This window comes from Sphingobium cupriresistens (genome assembly GCF_004152865.1).
GTDB classification, from domain to species: Bacteria; Pseudomonadota; Alphaproteobacteria; order Sphingomonadales; family Sphingomonadaceae; genus Sphingobium; species Sphingobium cupriresistens.
Map to the genome: position 1 here is coordinate 55,199 of NZ_SEOO01000013.1, position 16,335 is coordinate 71,533.

Here is a 16,335-nt window from a genome sequence, read left to right on the forward strand (position 1 = left end):
CCCCCTGGCCCTATCCACGAGCAAGCCGCTGCATCCGCGCCTCGACCTTGTTCTGCGCCAGGATCGCGCGCATCCGCATCAGCACAAGTCCGCCGAACAGCAGGGTGAAGCCCAGCAATGTCAGGCCCAGCGGCCACAGCAGCGATCCGTCGATGCTCGACCCGCGCAGCGTGATGGACGGCCCCTGGTGCAGGCTGTTCCACCACACCACCGACCGGTTGATGATCGGGATGTTGATCGCGCCGACCAGCCCGAAAATGGCGGTCACATTGCTGACGCCGCCCTGCTGCGCCTGCCGGGCGCTGGCATTGCCCAGCGCGATATAGCCCAGATAGAGGAAGAAAAGGACCAGCATCGACGTCATCCGCCCGTCCCATTCCCACCATGTCCCCCAGGTCGGACGGCCCCAGATGGAGCCGGTCATCAGGCAGATGGCGGTGAACAGCGCGCCCGGCGCGGCGATGGCGCGCCCGGCGACGGCGGCGAGCGGATGCTTCCAGACAAGCTGCATCAGCGCGGCGATGGCGATCCCGCTCCAGCCGCCCATGCCGAGCCAGGCCGCCGGCACATGGATATAGAGAATCCGCACCGTCTGCCCCTGAAGATAATCTGCCGGGGTCAGGAAAAGCCCGCAGGCGCAACCGGCGAGCAACAGCAGCAGGCCGGGCCAGAACAGCCAGCCCGTCAGCGGACGCGCGATCTTCAGGAAGCGAGCGGGATTGGCGAAACGATGCATCAGGGCTGCGTCTTTAGCCGGGCGCGCAAGGCAACGCCAGTAGGGCATTTTGCCGATGGAAAAGCCCACGAAACGCTGCGTTGCCACATCCCGTCACGTTTTTTGTGACAGGAGGGCGACAAAGCGGTCGGAAGTCCCTATATGCGCGCCCAAAGACGGCCCTGTGGGCCTGTCAGGAACGGCTATGGAACCGCTCGCACCCATGATTACGACAAACCCCTTCGACGACGACAAGTTGCGCGAGGAATGTGGCATTTTCGGTGTTTCCCGCGCGGAAACAGCGTCCGCCATCGTCGCGCTTGGCCTTCACGCCCTGCAACATCGCGGGCAGGAAGCCGCCGGCATCACCAGCTGGGACGGGCATGATTTCCATACCCACCGGGCGATGGGCCATGTGGCCGGCAATTTCGACCGGGACGAGGTGATTCGCGGCCTGCCCGGCGATACCGCCTGTGGTCATGTGCGCTATTCCACCACCGGCGAAACGTCGCTCCGCAACGTGCAGCCGCTCTATGCGGAACTGAACTCTGGCGGCTTCGCCATTGCCCATAATGGCAATATCTCCAACGCGATGAAGCTGCGCCGCGAACTGATTCGCCGCGGCTCCATCTTCCAGTCGACCTCCGACACCGAAGTCATCATCCATCTCGTGGCGACGTCCAGCTATCGCACGCTGCTCGACAAGTTCATCGATGCGTTGAAACAGGTCGAGGGCGCCTATTCGCTGATCGTCATGACGCCCGAAGGCATGATCGCCTGCCGCGATCCGCTGGGCATCCGCCCGCTGGTGATGGGCACGCTCGGCGAAACGACCATCTTCGCGTCGGAAACCGTCGCGCTCGACGTGGTCGGCGCCGACTATGTGCGCACCATCGATCCGGGCGAGCTGGTCATCGTCACCAATGACGGGCAGATCCGGTCGCACCGCCCCTTCGGCGACACGCATCCGCGTCCCTGCATTTTCGAACATGTCTATTTCAGCCGTCCCGATTCGATCATCGACAATTCCAGCGTCTATTCGGTGCGCAAGGCGATCGGCGCGCAACTGGCGATCGAGAATCCGGTCGAGGCGGACTATGTCATTCCCGTGCCCGACAGCGGCGTGCCCGCGGCGATCGGCTATGCCCAGCAATCGAGCATCCCGTTCGAACTGGGCATTATCCGGTCGCACTATATCGGCCGCACCTTCATCCAGCCGGGGGACAAGGTCCGCCATCTGGGCGTGAAGCTGAAGCACAACGCCAACCGCGCGCTGATAAAGGGCAAGCGGATCGTGCTGATCGACGATTCGATCGTGCGCGGCACCACCTCCTTGAAGATCGTGCAGATGATGCGCGAGGCCGGCGCGGCGGAGGTTCATATGCGGATCGCCAGCCCGCCGACCAAGCATAGCTGCTTCTATGGCGTCGACACGCCCGAACGCACCAAGCTGCTGGCGCACAAGCTGGACGTGGGCGGGATGCAGGACTTCATCCATGCCGACAGCCTGTCCTTCATCTCGATCGACGGCCTGTACAAGGCGCTGGGCGAAGCCAAGCGCGCCGACATCCGCCCGCAATATTGCGATGCCTGCTTCACCGGCGATTATCCCACGACGCTCACCGATCAGGATGACGTGGTGGTGACCAACCAGCTGGAACTGCTCGCCGAGCGCGTGGTCTGACCCTTTACATCGACCCGTTCGTCCTGAGTAGCCACTGAGCGAAGTCGAAGTGGCGTATCGAAGGATGCTTCGATACGGGTCTTCGACACGCTCAGCCCCTACTCAGCACGAACGGATTTATATGTCTTCTTCCGACCTTCCCCTTTCTGGCCCCCTCTCCGGCAAATTGGCGCTCGTCACCGGGGCGAGCCGCGGCATCGGCGCCGCCACGGCCGAAGCGCTCGCCGCCGCGGGCGCGCATGTGGTGCTGACCGCTCGGACTACGGGCGGGCTGGAAGAGGTGGAGGATCGCATCCACAAGGCTGGCGGCCATGCGACCATCGCGCCGCTCGACCTGACCGATGGCGAGAGCATCGGCCGGCTGGCGCAGGCTGTCGGCGGTCGCTGGCAGGCGCTCGACATTCTCCTGCTCAACGCCGCGACGCTGGGCGCGCTGGCGGCGGTCCCGGCGATCGACGCCAAGGAATTCGCCCGGCTGCTGACGCTCAACATCGCCGCGCCGCAGGCGCTGATCGCCGCCTTCGACACCATGTTGCGCGCCAGCGGCGATGCGCGGGTCGTGGCGCTGACCTCCTCGGTCGTGGCGCCGCGCGCCTATTGGGGCGCCTATGGCGCGTCGAAGGCGGCGCTGGAAACGCTGGTCGGCGCCTATGGCGAGGAGATGAAGAATATCTCCGCCATCCGCACCCATATCGTCGATCCCGGCGCGACCCGCACGGCGATGCGCGCCCGCGCCTTCCCCGGCGAAGACCCGGCGAGCCTCAAGGGGCCGGACGCGGTGGCCGAGGCGATCGTTAATCTGGTGACGTCCGACGCGCCGACCGGCCATCGACTGCGCGTCGAAGGCTAAGCTTACGCCGGCTTGACCAAAGTCACTTGCGCCACATCGATGCCACCGCCGCGAAAGCCGCCTTCGCAATACATCAGATAATAGCGCCACAAGGCCACGAAATGCTGGTCGAAACTGGCGGGCAGCTGGCCTTCCTCGATCGCACGGTCGAACCGCTCGCGCCAGCGGCGCAGCGTTTCGGCATAGTCCAGGCCGAAGCGGTGGACGTCGCGCCATTCCAGCCCCTGCGCCTCCGCCAGCGCACGGAACCGGCTTTCCGACACCAGCATCCCGCCGGGAAAGATATAGGCCTGGATGAAGTCGGCGCCGCGGGCATAGCGTTCGAAGATCGCGTCATCGATCAATATATACTGGATCGCCGCCTTGCCGCCGGGCTTCAGCAAGCGATGGATGGCGGCCAGATAGGCAGGCCAATAGGCTTGCCCCACCGCCTCCACCATCTCGACGCTGGCGATGGCGTCATATTGGCCCTGGGCATCGCGATAGTCGGTCAGCAAAATCTGCGCGCCCGACCCCAGCCGATCGCGGGCATAGCCGGCCTGTTCGGTCGACAGGGTCAGTCCGCTATAGGCGATCGCGCACCGCTCCATCGCCTGTTCGGCCAGACCGCCCCAACCGCAGCCGATCTCCAGCAGCGACGCGCCATCGGTGAGGTCCAGCCGGTCGAGGACCGCATCGACCTTGCGCCGCTGCGCCTGCTCGAAATCCTCGTCCTGATTCGCAGAATCGATAAACAAGGCACTGGAATAATGCATATTTTCATCGAGCCAGAGCCGGTAGAAATCATTCCCCAGATCATAATGATAGGCGATGTTGTGCCGCGATCCCGTGCGGCTGTTGCGCCGCAACCCGTGCATCGCGCGGCCTATCCACCGCCCCGGCCCGCGGGGCCGCGCCGCTTGCCCCAGCGCCGCCGCATTGCGCATGAACAGGGCGAAGAGCGGCACCGGATCGGGACTGGCCCACTCGCCCGCCGCCCAGGCGCGATACCAGCCCGCCGATCCTCCCACCGCCAGTCGCACCAGCGCGCGCCAGGAGCGCAGGTCCACTTCGCAACGCGGCCCCGGCGCCCGACCGCCCAGCAGGCGATTTGTGCCGTCCGGCAGCGAGGCGTGCAATTCGCCCGCCTCCAGCCCTTGGTCGATCCGGTCGAGCAGGCGATGGAAAGACGGCGCCAGCGCGCGCGACGCCAGGCCGGGTGCGCCGGATCGTGGTGGACGTTTGATCGATAGCGCGCGCCGACCGCGCCGGGGAGTGATGGCGTTCATGACGCCAATCCTGCCGCAAGCCGCCCGCCGCTGCAATCACCCGCTGCAATCACCCCTTGCTATGACGATAGGCGGCCAATGCCCGTTCACGCCCCTCGCGATGGCCGATGATCTTCGCCGGATAGTCCGTAGGGCGCGCGTCATGGGCGTCGGGGTCGTGGATCGCCGCGTCCGACAGCTCCGCCAGTTCGGGCACCCATGACCGAATATAGTCGGCCGCGTCGAACTTGTCCGACTGGGTCAATGGCGCCATAATTCGCGTGAACAGATTGGCGTCCACGCCGCTGCCCGCGACCCATTGCCAATTGACGCTGTTATTGGCGTAATCCGCATCGACCAGCGTGTCCCAGAACCAGCGCGCGCCATGCCGCCAGTCGATCAGCAGATGTTTGATGAGGAAGCTGGCGGCGATCATGCGCACCCGGTTATGCATCCAGCCCGTCGTCCAAAGCTGCCGCATACCCGCGTCCACGATCGGATAGCCTGTCCTGCCCGCCTTCCACGCGGTGAAATCGGCCCTCGCCTCCCGCAGGTCGCGCCAAGGCAGCGCATCGAAATTCGATCGCGCATTTTCGGAGCCATAGGTCGGCAACTCGCAAATCTGGACATGCGCATAATCGCGCCAGATCAATTCCTTAAGGAAGATCGTTGCATCATGGCCTGACGTTTCTATCCGGCGCCACACATAGGCGGGCGACACTTCGCCAAAGTGCAGATGCGGCGACAAGCGCGACGTCCCCTCGATCGAGGGCAGATTGCGGGCCGTCGCATAATCGCCCGCCTCGTCCAGAAAATTCGCGACATTGGCGCGCGCGCCCTGCTCGCCCGGCGTCCAGTCCGCCGCGAAACCCTGGGCCCAGTCCGGCTTCGTCGGCAATAAGCCCCAGTCGTCCAGCGAATCGCTCGCCGGCCAGTGCGCCGGCCCGTCGATCCGATGCGGCGCGGGATGCGGCGCGGCGGGCGGCATATGCTCCATCACCGCGCGGGAAAAGGGCGTGTAGATGCGATACATGCCGCCCGCCCCGGTCCGCACCGCGCCGGGCGGCAACAACAGGCCTCCGTCATGCAGGCAGAGGTCCAGCGCCTTGCCCACCGCCTTTTCCGCGTTGCGCCACCAGGGTTCATAATGATGCAGCGCATGGACCCGCGACGCGCCGGCCTCCTTCGCCAGCGTGGCCAGAACATCCGAGCACCGCCCGCGCCGCAGAATCAGGCGCGATCCCTTGGTGCGCAGGCTTTCGTCCAACCGCGCAAGGCTATGGTGCAGCCACCAGCGCGTCGCGCCGCCCATTGCCCATTTGCGCGGGCTTTCATCATCCAGGATATAGACCGGGATCACCGGCCCTTCGCTGACGGCGGCGGCCAGGGCGGCCTGATCGGACAGGCGGAGATCCTGGCGGAGCCAGAGGAGAAGGGGAGCGGACATGCCGGGGCAATGCGCCGCGCCGCCGCCGGTTCCAAGCGGCCATTGGGGCATATTGCCGTCATCCCATCCCTCGTCGCATCTTCCACCGCATCGCCACAAATCGGCAGGCGGACGATTCGACCGATGGACGCGGAGCCTTCCGCTGCCTATTCTGACCCAAGCGTCGGGAAGCGGCGCCAATGGCGGTCTTTGGGACGGACAACGCCCGAAACCGAACTCTTTTGGGGATGATATGGCATCGATGCCGAACGATACAGAATTGCCATACCGCCCCTGCGTCGGGATCATGCTGGTGAATATGGACGGCAAGATATTCGTCGGCCAGCGGCTCGATAATCTGGTCGAGGCGTGGCAGATGCCGCAGGGCGGGATCGACGAAGGCGAGGATGCCAAGGCGGCTGCGCTGCGTGAATTGCAGGAAGAAACCGGCATCCGCCCCGAACTGGTCGAGATTATCGCCAAGGCGAAGGACGAGCATTTCTACGATCTGCCGCCTGAACTGGTCGGCAAATTATGGGGCGGCAAATATCGCGGCCAGCGCCAATATTGGTATCTCGCCCGCTTCGTCGGCCAGGACGGCGACATCGATATCCAAACCAAGCATCCCGAATTCCGGGAATGGAAATGGACGATCCCCGATACGCTGCCCGACCTGATCGTGCCGTTCAAGCGCAAGCTGTACCGCGACATATTGCAGGAGTTTCGCGCGCTTATCTGACCCGACAGGCGTTTTGGGGGCTTAAAATCCCCGGTCGCTTGGCTATGACGGGACCATGTATGCCCGTCTGATCCCCCTGTCGTTGCTGCTCTTCGCCCTGCCCGCCGCGGCGCAGGCTGGCGAATCGGCACTATTGCCCCCCGCCGTCCGCGAAATGATGGAGGCGGCGATCGCCAACGGCAATGAAACCGACATCGCCACCGTGTCCAAGATCGCCAAGCAGACCAATCCGGCGTCGGCCGACGAAATCCAGCGCATGGTCAATAGCTGGAAGGAGCGGACCAAGGCGACCCACGACACTGTGATTCGCGAAGCGCGCTTCAACGAACTATGGACCGGCCGGGTCGAAGCGGGCGGCTTCCGCTCTACCGGTTCCACCAGCGAACTGGGCATTACCCTGGCGGCGACCGCGACTCGCGCCGGGCTGCAATGGTCGCACAAACTGACCGCCGCCGTCGATTATCGCCGCGCCAATGGCGTAACCTCGCGCGAGCGCTATTTCGCGGGTTACGAACCCAAATATGAATTCGATCCGCGCGGTTTCGTCTACGGTCTCGCGCAGTTCGAACGTGACACGTCGATCGGCTATGACGAGCGATACACCTCGTCAATCGGCGTCGGGTATAAGCTGATCGTCAGCAAACCGATTGATCTATCGGCCGATATCGGTCCATCCATCCGCCACGTTAAATATATGATCGGCGAACGGGAAACCAAATTGGGCGTCCGCGGATCGATGGCGTTGGCCTGGCGCGCGACGCCGACGGTGACGTTCAAGCAGACCGCATCGGGCTACGCCGAAAGCGACGTCTATACCCTCAACGCCCTGTCCTCGGTCGAAACCAAGGTCAGCACACGGCTGTCGGCGGCTTTTTCCTATAACATCCAATATGAATCGGAGACATTGCTGTCCACCCGCGACCTGGACACCCTCAGTCGCCTGACCCTGACCTATGATTTCTGAACCACGCAATTTTATTGCGGGGGTGGAGACGCGCCCGGCGCTCTGATAGACCAGAGCGGATGAGGGATTTTTCATCGCAGGAACGAATGCTGCTCGACCGCGCTGCCGCCGCGCCGATGCTGGCGCAGACGCAGGATTGGGCGGCGATCAACAGCGGATCGCGCAATCTGGGCGGGCTGGCCCGGATGGCGGATGTGCTGGCCGACGCCTTTTCCGCGCTGCCCGGCGCGATCCGACTGGTCGATCCCGCGCCGGTCGAAAGCATATCGCCGGACGGCCGCGTCCAGACGATCGACCATGGTCGCCATCTCCATCTGTCCGTGCGCCCCGACGCGCCCATCCGCCTGCTCCTGACCGGGCATATGGACACGGTGTTCCCCATCGATCACCCTTTCCAGCAGCAACGCTGGTTGGAGCCGGGCGTCCTCAACGGCCCCGGCGTCGCCGACATGAAGGGCGGGATCGCGGTCATGCTCGCAGCGCTCCATGCTATCGAGGGATCGGACGCTGTCGCCACGCTGGGCTATGATGTCGTCATCAACAGCGACGAGGAAGTAGGCAGCGCATCGTCCGCGGCGCTGTTGCGGGGACTGGCGGCGGGTAAGCTGGCGGCCTTCACCTACGAGCCGTCCGCATTGCCCGACGGCACGCTGGCCGGCGCGCGGGCGGGGAGCGGCAATTTCTCCATCATCGTCACGGGCCTGAGCGCCCATGCCGGGCGCAACCCCGATGACGGCCGCAACGCCCTGCTCGCCGCCGCTGACCTGGCGCTGCGGCTGAAGGCGGGCAGCGGTGCCGGATTTTCCTGCAACCCTGCGAAGATCGATGGCGGCAGCCCGAACAATGTCGTGCCCGACCATGCCGTGTTGCGCGTCAATTTCCGGCCGCGCACGCCGGAAGACGAGGTCGTCGCCCGCGCCCTGATCGACCGGTCCATGGCCGATGTCGCGCGCGACCATGACGTCAGCCTGCATCTCCACGGTGGCTTTGGTCGCCCGCCCAAGCCCATGGACCCCAAGGCGCAGGCGCTGTTCGGGCTGGTGCGGCAATGCGGCGCGGACCTCAGCCTCACCATCGGCTGGCGCGATACCGGCGGGGTATGCGACGGCAATAATATCGCGGCCTGCGGCGTGCCGGTGGTCGACACGATGGGCGTGCGCGGCGGTAACATCCATAGCGACGCCGAATTTCTGCTGACCGACAGCCTGCCCGAACGGGCGCAACTATCCGCGCTGGCGCTGTGGCGGATCGCGCAGGGCCAGTTCGATCCGGCGCAATTTATAAAAGAGGGGATCACCGCTTGAGCTTCATCATGCGCATCGCGCGCGCCGACGATTTGCAGACGCTCTATGAGATGGCGAAGCTGACCGGCGGCGGCTTCACCAACCTGCCGCCCGATCGCACGGCGCTGTCCGCCAAGCTGGAGCGCACCGAAAAAGCGCTCGCACGCCAAGGCGACGGCATCGAAGACGAACTGATCGTCATGGTGCTGGAAAATGTCGAGACGGGCCAGGTCCGCGGCACCTGCCAGATATTCTCGACCGTGGGCCAAAGCTGGCCCTTCTACAGCTATCGTCTGGGCGTGCTGACCCAGCATAGCCGGGAACTGGGCCGCACCTTCCGCGCGCAGATGCTTTCGCTCACCACCGATCTGGAAGGATCGGTCGAGGTCGGCGGCCTGTTCCTTCACCCGCGCGAGCGGGCCGAGGGGCTGGGGTTGTTGCTGGCGCGCAGCCGCTATCTCTATATCCGCAGCCATCGCGCGCGCTTTGGCGACCGGGTGATTGCAGAATTGCGCGGCGTCATCGACGAAGCGGGTGGATCGCCCTTCTGGGACGGCCTGGCCGGTCGCTTCTTCGGCATGAATTTTCAGGAAGCGGACGAGTTCAACGCGGTGAACGGCAATCAGTTCATCGCCGACCTGATGCCCAAGACGCCCATCTATACCGCCATGCTGACCGACAGCGCCCGCGCCGTCATCGGCCTGCCCCACCCCAATGGCCGCGCGGCGATGCGGATGCTGGAGACGGAGGGGTTCGACAATGCCGGCTATGTCGATATCTTCGACGGCGGCCCGACCATGGTGGGACAGATCGACCAGCTAAAGACGATCGCAGCGGCCCGCGACGTCATCCTCTCCGCTACCCATGAAAAGGGTGGGGACAAGATGCTGATCGCGACCGGCAAACTGGCCGATTATCGCTGCACCTGGGGCTTCGTGCAGGAAGGCGCGAATGGCGCGGTGTCGCTCGACGCGGCCAGCGCGGCGCGGCTCGGCCTCGAAACCGGCGGCTCCTTCACCATGGCGGGGCGGGCATGAGCGTCCGGGAAATCAATTTCGACGGGATCGTCGGTCCCAGCCACAATTATGCGGGCCTCAGCCTCGGCAATCTCGCGTCCGCGCGCAATGCCGGCGCGGTGGCGCATCCGCGCGCGGCGGCGCTACAAGGGCTGGAAAAGATGCGCGGCAATATCCGCCTCGGCCTCGCCCAGGGCATCTTCCTGCCACAATGGCGGCCCGACGTCGCCTGGCTGACGAAGCTGGGCACCGATGTCGGCGACGCCGATCCCCATATTCGAGCGGCCGCCATGTCCGCTTCCTCCATGTGGGCGGCCAACGCCGCCACGGTGTCGCCCGCCAGCGACACGGCGGATGGGCGGACACACCTGACCGTCGCCAATCTCGTCACCATGCCGCATCGCAGCCATGAATGGCCGCAGACTCTGGCGCAGCTCCGGATCGCCTTTTCCGACACCCGCGCCTTTGCCGTCCATGATCCCATCCCCGCCCCCTTTGGCGACGAGGGCGCGGCCAATCATATGCGTCTGGCCGAACGCCACGACCAGCCGGGCGTGGAGGTGTTCGTCTATGGCCGGTCGGGCGGCGCCTTCCCCGCCCGCCAGCATCGGGAGGCCAGCAAGGCGGTCGCCCGCATCCATGGCCTCGATCCGGCGCGCACCCTGTTCGTCGAACAGTCCGAAGCCGCGATCGCTGCGGGCGCCTTCCATAATGACGTCGTCGCCGTGGCGAACGAGCGCGTGCTGTTCACCCATGAGCAGGCCTTTGCCGACAAAGACGCTTTCTACGCCGATCTGCGCGTCGCCCTGCCCTGCGTCGAGATCGTGGAGGTGCCCGCCAGCGCGGTCAGCCTGGCCGATGCGATCAAATCCTATCTGTTCAACGCGCAACTCGTCACCCTGTCTGATGGCGGCATGGCGCTGATCCTGCCGACAGAGGCGCGGGACACCCCCGCAGTCTGGACCTGGCTGGAACAGATGATCGCGGGCAACGGCCCGATCCGCCGCGTCGTGCCGGTCGATGTGCGTCAATCCATGGCCAATGGCGGCGGCCCCGCCTGCCTGCGGCTGCGCGTCGTCGCCGATCCCGTCGACATCGATCCGCGCTTCCTGGTGGACGAAGCGCAGTTGGATAATATTGCGCGGATCGTGTCCCAATATTGGCCAGAATCGATCGCGCCCCAGGATTTGAGCGACACACGGCTGATTGCCCGGATCGAGCAATCATGGTTAACGCTTGTTGACCATTTGCAGCTGTCGGGCGATCTTTCGCCCTGATGGCGGGGGCAACGCCGGATGGAATCGATATGGAACGGATCAAGAGCCTCTTCATCATCAAGACCAAGTTCGAGGCGTTTCTGGTGATCTATGCCCTCGCGCTGGGCGCTGCCGAGCGCGGCCATGTCTATATGCAGCAATATCCCGGCGCCGGCGGCCATCTGCTGGCGCTCGCCTGTTCCGGCGCCGTGTTCATGGCGGGTGGCAAGATCCTCGACGCGCTGGATTATCAGCGGGGAATCTAGAGCGTTTTTCAAGCAGGCAGATTCACCTGCTGACTCGGAAAACGCGCCAAATCAAAAGACTAGAGCAACTGAGCAGATGCAATCGGATCGGCTGCTCTTGCGACTGCCCTCGTTCCGAAACGGATCGAACTGCGCCACAACCACAGTCCGTTCTGCATTATCCTGCCTGCGTTCACGACAACGGAGTGCCGACAGGATGCTGGACGATCGACGCAGGCGCAGCGTGCCCGCCGCCGAACTGGTGCGCAATTTCGCCCATTGGCGCGAGGTCGGATCGCACGAACCGGTGATGGTGACCCATCATGGCCGCGAAACCCATGTCTTCATGGGGCTGGACCGGTTCCGCACGATGACGATCGGCGATGATGGCGCGGTGGCGCCCGACCGCACCTTCGAACTCGCCGCCCGCATCCATCAGGGCCTGGTCCTGTGCCGCGGCGACCTCACCATCGACTATGTCAATGGCGTCGCTCTGGCGATGGCCAAACGCTGGGACCGGCATCTGGAGGGACAGTCGCTATGGGAGGCCTTTCCCGAACTGGCCGGCACGTTGACGGAGGCGCATATCCGCCACAGTCTGGCCTCTGGCGAAGCGAGCGCGGCCGATATCCCGTCCCCCTTTCGCAGCGATGTCTGGCTGCATGTCCAGACCTTCCCCTTTGCCAGCGGCGTCGCGCTGCTGCTACGGGACATCACCGCCGACATGCAGCGCCACCGGCTGGCTGACGTCAAATCGGCCATCCTCAAGGCGATGGGCGTGCATGGCGGTGTGGGCTATGTCCGCGTATCGATGCGGGGTTTCATCGATGTCGTGAACGACAGTTTCTGCGCGATGGTGGGTCTGACCGCCGATCGGCTGGCGGACGCCCCAGTCGCCGATCTGGTCGCGCTGCCCGCCCGGCCCCATTTTCGCGAGCGGATGGAGCGGGTGCTGCGCGGCGAAGGCGACATGCGCTTTCCCACTCAATTGCTGACCAACGATGGTTCGCTCGCGCCGACCGACGCGGCGATCGCCCGGTTGCACGGCATTTATGGACCGGAGGGGGCGGTGATCGTCATGACCCCCACGAACGCCGCCTGAATGTGCGACAACAACGTCCATATCGGAGGATGCCAGGCGGCCCTGCGCAAGCTTTGCGCCAAAGTCCGCTTTTCGCCTGCCGGACGCGCCTGCCGACTATGTAAAATCCGTCAATCGCGCGGTTGGCGAAGCAAACCCGATATTGAACCGCGCGCTCTAGCATCCCCCTCATGCCCTACGATAGCGCCCGCCCTGTCACCCGCCATCCTGTCACCCGATCGCGTCGACCGCTGGCCGCCCTGCGGCGCCATCAGGCCGGCAGCAGCCTGATCGAGGCGGCCTTCGCCCTGCCGCTGCTCATCCTGCTGCTGATGGGCATATTGGCCTATGGCAACTGGTTCATGACCGCCCACAGCCTCCAGCAAGCGGCGAATGACGCTGCTCGCGCATCGGTGGCCGGGCTGAACGCGACCGAACGCCGCACCCTGGTCGATCAGAGCGTCGTCGCCGCCCGCGCCGCCTTTCCGGTCGCCGGCGCCCAGACGATCGCCGTCAGCACTGGCGAAAGCAGCGGCTATTACACCGTCACGCTGCGCTACACCCTCGCGAGCGCGCCGCTATTCGCGGCCATGCCCTTGCCCATGCCCGGCAATGTGCTGGAACGCAGCGCCGTCGTGCGGATCGCCAGCCAATGATCGGCGCGCGCCTTGGCCGGGCGCTGGCGCGGGACCGGCATGGCGGCGTGACGTTCATCCTGGCCGGGTCGCTGTTCATGCTGGCGGGCGCCGCCACCGTCGCGGTCGATCTGGGGTCGGTCTATCTGGCCCGTCGCCAGTTGCAGGGTGTGGCGGACGCCGCCGCGCTGGCCGCCGCCGATGGCGGACGCACCGCCGCCGAACAACTGGTGGGGCGCAGCGGGATCAGCGGCGCAGCGCTCGCGACCTTCGACAGCGGCAGCTATGTCGCCGATCCTTCCTTGCCCTTGGACCAGCGTTTCCGCGCGGGCGACGCCAATGGCGGCGCGATGCGGGTGGAGGTGCGCCGCCGCGCGCCGCTCTTCTTCGGCCGATTGCTGGTCGGCCGCGACGGCATCGACCTCAGCGCCCGCGCCACCGCCGCCCGCACCGACGCCGCCGCCTTTTCACTCGGCACCGGCCTCGCCTCGATCAGCGGCGGATTGCCCAACATGCTGCTGTCCAACCTCGCCGGGACCGAACTCAACCTGTCGGTCATGGACTATAATGGCCTGGCCAGCGCCAATCTCGACCTGCTGCATGTCGCCGATGCGCTGCGAGTGCGGACCGGGCGCGACGGGGAAGCCTATGGCGCGCTGTTCGACCGGGACATTCCGTTGACCGACCTGCTGGCCGCGATGGCGGACAGCGCCGGGACCAGTCCCGCCGCCGCCACGCTGCTGGCGCTGTCGAGCCGCATTCCCGGCCGCTCCACCCGCCTGAGCGACATCGTCGATCTTGGCCCGATGCGCGGCGCGGTCAGCGCCACCGGCCAACCCAATATCCTGCTCGATGCTTTCTCGATGCTGCGCATGGTGCTCAGCCCGCCATTGGGAACGACCGTGCCGATGGACCTGCGCGTCACCGTGCCGGGCCTCACCAGCACCCGGCTGATGCTGGTGACGGGCGAGGGACAGGCCAGATCGCCGCTGATGAGCATCACCGCCAAGCGCGACGTGGTGCTGCGCACCGCCCAGACCCGCATCTATCTGGAAAGCTCCGTCGCCACCGCGCTGTCCGGCATAGCCTCCGTGCGCGTGCCGCTTTATGTCGAACTGGCGGCGGCGGAGGCGCGCCTGTCGGATATCCAGTGCGGCAGCGATGGGGGCGTCACCCTGGCGGTCACGCCATCGGTTGGCACCGCGGCGCTGGGCGATGTCGATATGACTGCGCTGACCAATTTCTCGGCCTCCGCCAACCCGCGCGCGGCCGTGCTGGCGCAGACGCTGGGGACGCGCATCACCGGCTATGCCAATATCAGCCTGGGCGGCACGCAAACCCATAATGTCCATTTCTCCCCGTCGGAGATCAGCGCGCAGCAGGCCAAGACCGTCAGCACCCAGGATCTGACGCAGGGCATCGCCGCCAGCTTGGCGGGCCAGACCCAGATACAGGTGTCGCTGCTGGGCATCACCATAGGCAACAGCCCGCTCAGCCCGCTGGTCGGCGCCGTACTGGGCACCACCGCACCGCTGCTGGACGGCATCGTCAACAGCGTCACCGCCACGCTGGGCGTCCGGGTCGGGGCGGCGGAGGTGCGCGTGCATCAGCGGCGCTGCGGCATGGCGGCTATCGTCGCCTGACCCTGGCCTTGATCTCCCCTTGCGCTGGCGGCGCTGCACCGTCAGGAGCAGGCCATGGGCGCTATCATGTTGCAGGGAACCGGATCGGACGTCGGCAAATCGGTGCTGGTCGCGGGACTATGCCGCGCGCTGCTGCGCCGGGGCTATCGGGTCCGCCCGTTCAAGCCGCAGAATATGTCGAACAACGCCGCCGTCACCAGCGATGGCGGGGAGATCGGCCGGGCGCAGGCGTTGCAGGCGATTGCCTGCGGCATCGCGCCGCATACGGACATGAACCCGGTGCTGCTCAAGCCCCAGGCCGACCGGACGTCGCAACTGATCGTCCATGGTCAGGTGCGCGGGACGCTGGGGTCGGGCAATTTCCGCAGCGCGCGCGGGCCGTTGCTGGGCGCTGTGCTGGAAAGCTACGAACGGCTGCGCGGCCAGTGCGACATCGTCGTGGTCGAAGGCGCGGGATCGCCGGCCGAGATCAACCTGCGCGCCGGCGATATCGCCAATATGGGTTTCGCCCGCGCCGCCGATGTGCCGGTAATCCTGGTCGGCGACATCGACCGGGGCGGCGTGATCGCGGCTGTGGTCGGCACCCGCGCGGTCATTGATCCCGACGATGCGGCGATGATCCGCGGCTTCCTCATCAACAAATTCAGGGGCGACCCGGCGCTGTTCGAGGATGGCTATGCCCAGATCGAAGCGCTGTCGGGCTGGCGCGGATTTGGCGTGGTGCCCTGGCTCGACGCCGTCGCGCGATTGCCAAGCGAAGATGCGGTGGTGCTGGAACGTCGGACCTTCTCGACCGCCGCGCCGCTGGTCGTCGCCTGCCCGGTGCTGCCGCGCATCTCCAATTTCGACGATCTCGACCCGCTCAAGCTGGAACCGGGTATCGATCTACGCATGATCGGACCGGGCCAGGCGATCCCAGGTGATACGACGCTGGTGATCCTGCCCGGATCGAAGGCGACGGTCGCCGACATGCGCGCCATGGTCGCGCAGGGGTGGGACATCGACATTCGCGCCCATCATCGGCGCGGCGGCATGGTGCTGGGCCTGTGCGGCGGCTATCAGATGCTGGGGCGCCTGATCGCCGATCCCGACGGGCTGGAGGGACCGGCTGGGTCCGTCGCGGGGCTGGGGCTGCTTGACATCGAAACGCGCCTGTCCGGGGTCAAGACACTGGAGCAGGTCCACGGCCGCGCGCTCGATGCCGACTTTACCGGCTATGCAATGCATATGGGCGTAACCCACGGCCCGGATTGCGCCCGCCCCTTCGCCCTGATCGATGGCGCGCGCCCGGATGGGGCCATCAGCCGCGACGGACGGGTGATGGGCAGCTATGTCCATGGCCTGCTCGCCAGCACGGCGCTGCGCGATGCGCTGTTGCGGCGGCTGGGCGGCGCGTCGGCGGGGCATGACTATGACCAGTCGGTCGAGGACGCCCTGGACGAGGTCGCTACGCTATTGGAAAGCCATGTCGATATCGACGCCATGGTGGCGCTGGCGATGGCCTGACCGGCACGTAAAAAAGGCGGCCAGATGCCGCCTTTTTATTCGATC

At 65.7% G+C, this 16,335-nt stretch carries 15 protein-coding genes; 12 read left to right on the forward strand and 3 right to left on the reverse strand.

Going from position 1 to position 16,335, the window contains the following annotated elements:
* Positions 1-10 precede the first annotated feature (10 nt).
* Positions 11-736 carry a heme ABC transporter permease CcmC gene (gene ccmC, locus EWH12_RS09630; protein WP_066601507.1) on the reverse strand — a complete coding sequence of 242 codons (726 nt, stop codon included), beginning with the start codon at positions 734-736 and terminating at the stop codon, positions 11-13.
* Positions 737-938: 202 nt separating this feature from the next.
* Here ccmC and purF point away from each other — a divergent pair, with 202 nt between their 5' ends.
* The gene (gene purF / locus EWH12_RS09635; RefSeq protein ID WP_242496001.1) at positions 939-2,399 is read left to right on the forward strand and encodes an amidophosphoribosyltransferase; all 1,461 of its coding nucleotides are present in this window, start codon (positions 939-941) and stop codon (positions 2,397-2,399) included.
* Between the two features lie 121 nt (positions 2,400-2,520).
* Entirely contained in the window at positions 2,521-3,249 is a 729-nt protein-coding gene (locus EWH12_RS09640) for an SDR family NAD(P)-dependent oxidoreductase (RefSeq protein ID WP_129926427.1), read from the forward strand.
* A 2-nt stretch (positions 3,250-3,251) separates the two neighbouring features.
* Here EWH12_RS09640 and EWH12_RS09645 read toward each other — a convergent pair whose 3' ends face one another.
* The gene (locus EWH12_RS09645; protein ID WP_129926428.1) at positions 3,252-4,517 is read right to left on the reverse strand and encodes an SAM-dependent methyltransferase; all 1,266 of its coding nucleotides are present in this window, start codon (positions 4,515-4,517) and stop codon (positions 3,252-3,254) included.
* Positions 4,518-4,566: 49 nt separating this feature from the next.
* Positions 4,567-5,943 (reverse strand): cryptochrome/photolyase family protein, encoded by a 1,377-nt coding sequence (locus EWH12_RS09650; RefSeq protein ID WP_129926429.1) that lies wholly within the window; start codon positions 5,941-5,943, stop codon positions 4,567-4,569.
* 232 nt (positions 5,944-6,175) lie between these two features.
* Between EWH12_RS09650 and EWH12_RS09655 the strand changes: the two genes are divergently transcribed.
* The 10 genes from EWH12_RS09655 (at position 6,176) to EWH12_RS09700 (ending at position 16,290) form a co-directional block, all read left to right on the forward strand.
* Positions 6,176-6,661: an RNA pyrophosphohydrolase gene (locus EWH12_RS09655; protein WP_129926430.1), complete on the forward strand. Its 486-nt coding sequence runs from the start codon at positions 6,176-6,178 to the stop codon at positions 6,659-6,661.
* Positions 6,662-6,716: 55 nt separating this feature from the next.
* A complete protein-coding gene (locus tag EWH12_RS09660; RefSeq protein WP_066601489.1) occupies positions 6,717-7,625 on the forward strand; it encodes a DUF481 domain-containing protein in 909 nt (302 codons plus the stop codon).
* A 59-nt stretch (positions 7,626-7,684) separates the two neighbouring features.
* Positions 7,685-8,929, forward strand: a complete 1,245-nt coding sequence (locus tag EWH12_RS09665; protein ID WP_066601488.1) for a hydrolase — start codon at positions 7,685-7,687, stop codon at positions 8,927-8,929.
* The gene (locus EWH12_RS09670; protein WP_165363593.1) at positions 8,926-9,945 is read left to right on the forward strand and encodes an arginine N-succinyltransferase; all 1,020 of its coding nucleotides are present in this window, start codon (positions 8,926-8,928) and stop codon (positions 9,943-9,945) included. The genes EWH12_RS09665 and EWH12_RS09670 overlap by 4 nt, the downstream gene beginning before the upstream one ends.
* Positions 9,942-11,201: an N-succinylarginine dihydrolase gene (locus tag EWH12_RS09675; RefSeq protein WP_066601480.1), complete on the forward strand. Its 1,260-nt coding sequence runs from the start codon at positions 9,942-9,944 to the stop codon at positions 11,199-11,201. Before EWH12_RS09670 ends, EWH12_RS09675 begins: the two co-directional genes overlap by 4 nt.
* Before the next feature lie 29 nt (positions 11,202-11,230).
* Entirely contained in the window at positions 11,231-11,446 is a 216-nt protein-coding gene (locus tag EWH12_RS09680; RefSeq protein ID WP_066605181.1) for a hypothetical protein, read from the forward strand.
* Between the two features lie 196 nt (positions 11,447-11,642).
* Positions 11,643-12,527: a PAS domain-containing protein gene (locus EWH12_RS09685; RefSeq protein WP_129926431.1), complete on the forward strand. Its 885-nt coding sequence runs from the start codon at positions 11,643-11,645 to the stop codon at positions 12,525-12,527.
* Between the two features lie 170 nt (positions 12,528-12,697).
* Entirely contained in the window at positions 12,698-13,162 is a 465-nt protein-coding gene (locus EWH12_RS09690) for a TadE/TadG family type IV pilus assembly protein (protein ID WP_129926432.1), read from the forward strand.
* Positions 13,159-14,784 carry a pilus assembly protein TadG-related protein gene (locus tag EWH12_RS09695; RefSeq protein WP_129926433.1) on the forward strand — a complete coding sequence of 542 codons (1,626 nt, stop codon included), beginning with the start codon at positions 13,159-13,161 and terminating at the stop codon, positions 14,782-14,784. The genes EWH12_RS09690 and EWH12_RS09695 overlap by 4 nt, the downstream gene beginning before the upstream one ends.
* Before the next feature lie 54 nt (positions 14,785-14,838).
* A complete protein-coding gene (locus EWH12_RS09700) occupies positions 14,839-16,290 on the forward strand; it encodes a cobyric acid synthase (protein ID WP_129926434.1) in 1,452 nt (483 codons plus the stop codon).
* The last annotated feature ends 45 nt before the right edge of the window (positions 16,291-16,335 follow it).